Raw genomic sequence first — 3,417 nt, 5'->3', positions numbered from 1 at the left:
CGAAGCGCGTCGTGCAGCTCTTCATGGGCGGCGCGGCGAGCCATATCGATCTGTTTGATTACAAGCCCGCGCTGATCAAGCACCACGGCGAGGAGTCCGACTTCGGCGAAAAGGTGGAGGCGTTTCAAAACGGACTCGGGCCATGGAAGAAGCCGGTGTGGGACTTCAAGCCTTATGGAAAGAGCGGCCGCATGCTGAGCGAGGCCGTCGCGCCGCTCGGTGCGTGCGCGGACGACATGGCTTTTGTGCACAACTTGGTTGGAAAAACCGGCGTGCACTCGCAGGGCACGCTGCTGCAGGCCACGGGTTTCAATCTACCCGGCTTTCCCGGCATGGGCTGCTGGGTGAGCTATGCGCTGGGCTCGTTGAGCGACAATCTGCCGACCTTCGTGGTGCTGCCAGATCACCGCGGCTTCGCCTCGAACGGACCGAAGAACTGGGACAGCGCCTTTTTGCCATCGCAGCATGCGGGCACGATCATTTATCCCGGTGCGGAGACACCGATCAGCGATCTGTTTCCGCACAAATCCGGCCGCTACATCAGCGCAAAGGCGGATCGCGAAGGCTTTGCGCTGCTGGAGCAGTTGAATCGCAAGCACCTGCAGCAGCGCGAGGAGGACAGCCGGCTCGACTCGCGCATCAAGAGCTACGAACTCGCCGCGAAGATGCAGCTCGCCGCGCCGGAGGCGCTCGACATCAGCCAGGAGTCCGATGCGATGAGGGCGATGTATGGCATTCAGGAACATCGCAAGGTCTGGCCCACCGAGATCAATCCCGAAGAAGAGGCCGACTACATGGGCCGCAAGTGTTTGGCCGCGCGTCGTCTGCTCGAGCGCGGCGTGCGTTTCGTGCAGATCTGGAGCGGCAATGACAACGGCTTCCCGCGCCGGAATTGGGACTCGCATGAGGATGTCGAGCGCGATCACGGTCCGCTCGCGTGGGGCATGGCGAAGGCGGTGTCAGCGCTCATTCTCGATCTCAAACAGCGCGGCCTGCTCGACGAGACGATAATTCTCTGGACCACCGAGTTCGGCCGCATGCCCAGCACGCAGGGCGGCAAAGGTCGTGACCACAACCCCTACGTGTTCACCAATTGGCTCTGCGGCGGCGGCATCCAGGGCGGCGTCACCGCCGGTGAAAGCGACCAGTGGGGCTACAAACCGCTCGATCGCGCCAATCCGACGACCTGCTACGACATCCACGCTACGATGCTCCACCTGCTCGGCATCGATCACGAAAAACTCACCTGGCGCCACAACGGCATCGACCGTCGCCTGACGGATGTGCATGGTCATGTGATCCGGGATTTGGTTGCTTGAAGAGCAGGTTGGTTCGCTCCATTGAGTCCCATGATCCTCGACACCCTCGCCAATGCCGCCCGCTACGAATCGCTGAACTCCCGCTTCGCGAAGGCGTTTGCGTTTCTCCGAACGGTGGACGGCACGCAGGCGCTGGGGCGGCATGATCTGGATGGCGATGATTGCTTCGCACTGGTGCAGACTTACGAGACGAAGCCGATGGAGAAGGCGCTGTTTGAGGCGCATCGGAGGTACATCGACGTGCAGTTCATCCACAGCGGCCGCGAGACGATCCTGTGGGCGCCGGTGGCGTCGATGAGGGAGGAGACGATGGCCTATTCGGAGGAGAAGGAGGCGGCGCTGTGGAAGCTGGTGCCGGATGTGACGCCGCTGCACATGAGCGCGGGTCATTTCGCCATTTTGTATCCCGAGGACGCCCATGCGCCGTGCATCGAGTGGGAGAAGCCGGAGCAGGTGTTCAAGGTCGTGGTGAAGGTGGCGGTGGAGTAACTGGCAAAATCGGCCGGTCTGGGCGCGTAGGTTTGCGACCCCCGATGAAGCTGTCTTTTGCCGTTCTCCTTTGTTCCCTCGCCGTGACCGCCCGAGGCGGGGAGGCCGTGCTCACGTTTGAAAAGGACGTGCGGCCGATCGTGAAGGCGCACTGCACGCACTGCCACGGGGAGGAGGAAAAGCCGGAAGGCGGCGTCGATCTGCGCCTGCGGCGGTTCATGGATATGGCGCTCGATGGCGGCGGCCACGTGGTGGTCGCGGGTGATCCGGCGAAGAGCGAGCTGGTGAAAATCATCAAGAGCGGCGAGATGCCGAAGAAGGGCAAGCAGGTGTCGGAGGCCGATCTGGCGGTCATTGAGAAATGGATCGCGCAGGGGGCGAAGACGGCGAAGCCGGAACCGCTCGTCATGGCACCGGGGCCGATCATCATGGATGAAGATCGCGAGTACTGGGCCTTCCAGCCGGTGAAGCGTCCGAAGGTGCCGTCGAATGTGGATGCGAAGCAGGTGCGCACGCCGGTGGATGCGTTTGTGTTGGCGAAGATGGGCGAGAAGGGCCTGAACATGGCGCCGGAGGCGGATCGTCGGACGTTGATCCGGCGTGTGACGCTCGATTTGACCGGTCTGCTGCCGACGCCGGAGGAGGTGGAGGCCTTTGTGAATGACAAGTCGCCGCTGGCCTACGAACAGCTCGTCGAGCGCCTGCTGGCATCGAAGAACTACGGTGAGCGCTGGGCGAGGCACTGGCTGGATGTGGTGGGTTACGCGGATTCAAACGGCTACTCGGAGGCCGACTCGGTGCGGCCGCAGGCATGGCGCTACCGCGACTACGTGATCCGCGCGATGAACGAGGACAAGCCGTGGGATCAGTTCATTCAGGAGCAGCTCGCGGGTGATGAACTCGCCGGTGCGACGCACGCAGACTTTCAGCAGGCGGTGCTTGATCCGCGCCGCACGGACCAGCTCATCGCCACTGCGTTTCTGCGCATGGCACCGGATGGAACGGGCGACGGCGTTGACGATGTGAAGCTCGCGAAGAACCAGGTCATCGCCGAGCAGATGAAGATCATGACCTCGTCGCTCATGGGCATGACGGTGGCCTGCGCACAGTGCCACGATCATCGCTACGATCCGATCACGCAGGCCGACTACTACCGCCTGCGCGCCATCTTTGATCCCGCCTACAACTGGGAGGCCTGGCGTGCGCCGGCGCAGCGGCTTTACTCGCTCTACTCGCCGGAGGAACGTGCGAAGGCCGCCGAGATCGAAAAGCAGGCGCTGGAGATCAACCGCGAGGCGCAGGCGATGAGCAAAAAATTCCTCGACGAAATCTTCGAGGTCGAAATCAAAAAGGTGCCCGAGGCCGAGCAGGCCGCGTTCCGCATCGCCCGCGACACGCCGAAGGAAAAGCACACGCCCGAGCAGAAGGCGCTCATCAAAAAGTATCCGTCCGCGCTCGCGACCTACTCGCTGAATCTCTACGACCAGAAGAAGCAGGACATCGTCGATGCGAAGGTGGCGGAGGCGACGAAACTGCGTGCCACGAAGCCGGCGGAAGGTTTTGTGATGGCGCTGATGGAAGTGAAAGGCCAGGTGCCCGCCACCAAGCT

Annotated in this window: 3 protein-coding genes; all 3 read left to right on the top strand. The window is 62.5% G+C overall.

The window, feature by feature from the left end:
* Positions 1 to 1,319 (top strand): DUF1501 domain-containing protein (locus tag KDL09_RS01050; RefSeq protein ID WP_294380436.1); only part of this gene is annotated, 1,319 nt, incomplete at its 5' end.
* Positions 1,320 to 1,349: 30 nt separating this feature from the next.
* The gene (locus KDL09_RS01045; protein WP_294380434.1) at positions 1,350 to 1,808 is read left to right on the top strand and encodes a YhcH/YjgK/YiaL family protein; all 459 of its coding nucleotides are present in this window, start codon (positions 1,350 to 1,352) and stop codon (positions 1,806 to 1,808) included.
* Between the two features lie 44 nt (positions 1,809 to 1,852).
* Positions 1,853 to 3,417 (top strand): DUF1549 domain-containing protein (locus tag KDL09_RS01040; protein ID WP_294380432.1); only part of this gene is annotated, 1,565 nt, incomplete at its 3' end.

Source organism: Prosthecobacter sp., assembly GCF_020439865.1.
GTDB lineage: Bacteria > Verrucomicrobiota > Verrucomicrobiia > Verrucomicrobiales > Verrucomicrobiaceae > Prosthecobacter.
This window is presented reverse-complemented; position numbering and strand designations above follow the sequence as displayed.

Bases quoted from the DNA above. Each gene is read 5' to 3' on its own strand.
- KDL09_RS01045 (WP_294380434.1), top strand. From the start codon at position 1,350: ATGATCCTCGACACCCTCGCCAATGCCGCCCGCTACGAATCGCTGAAC.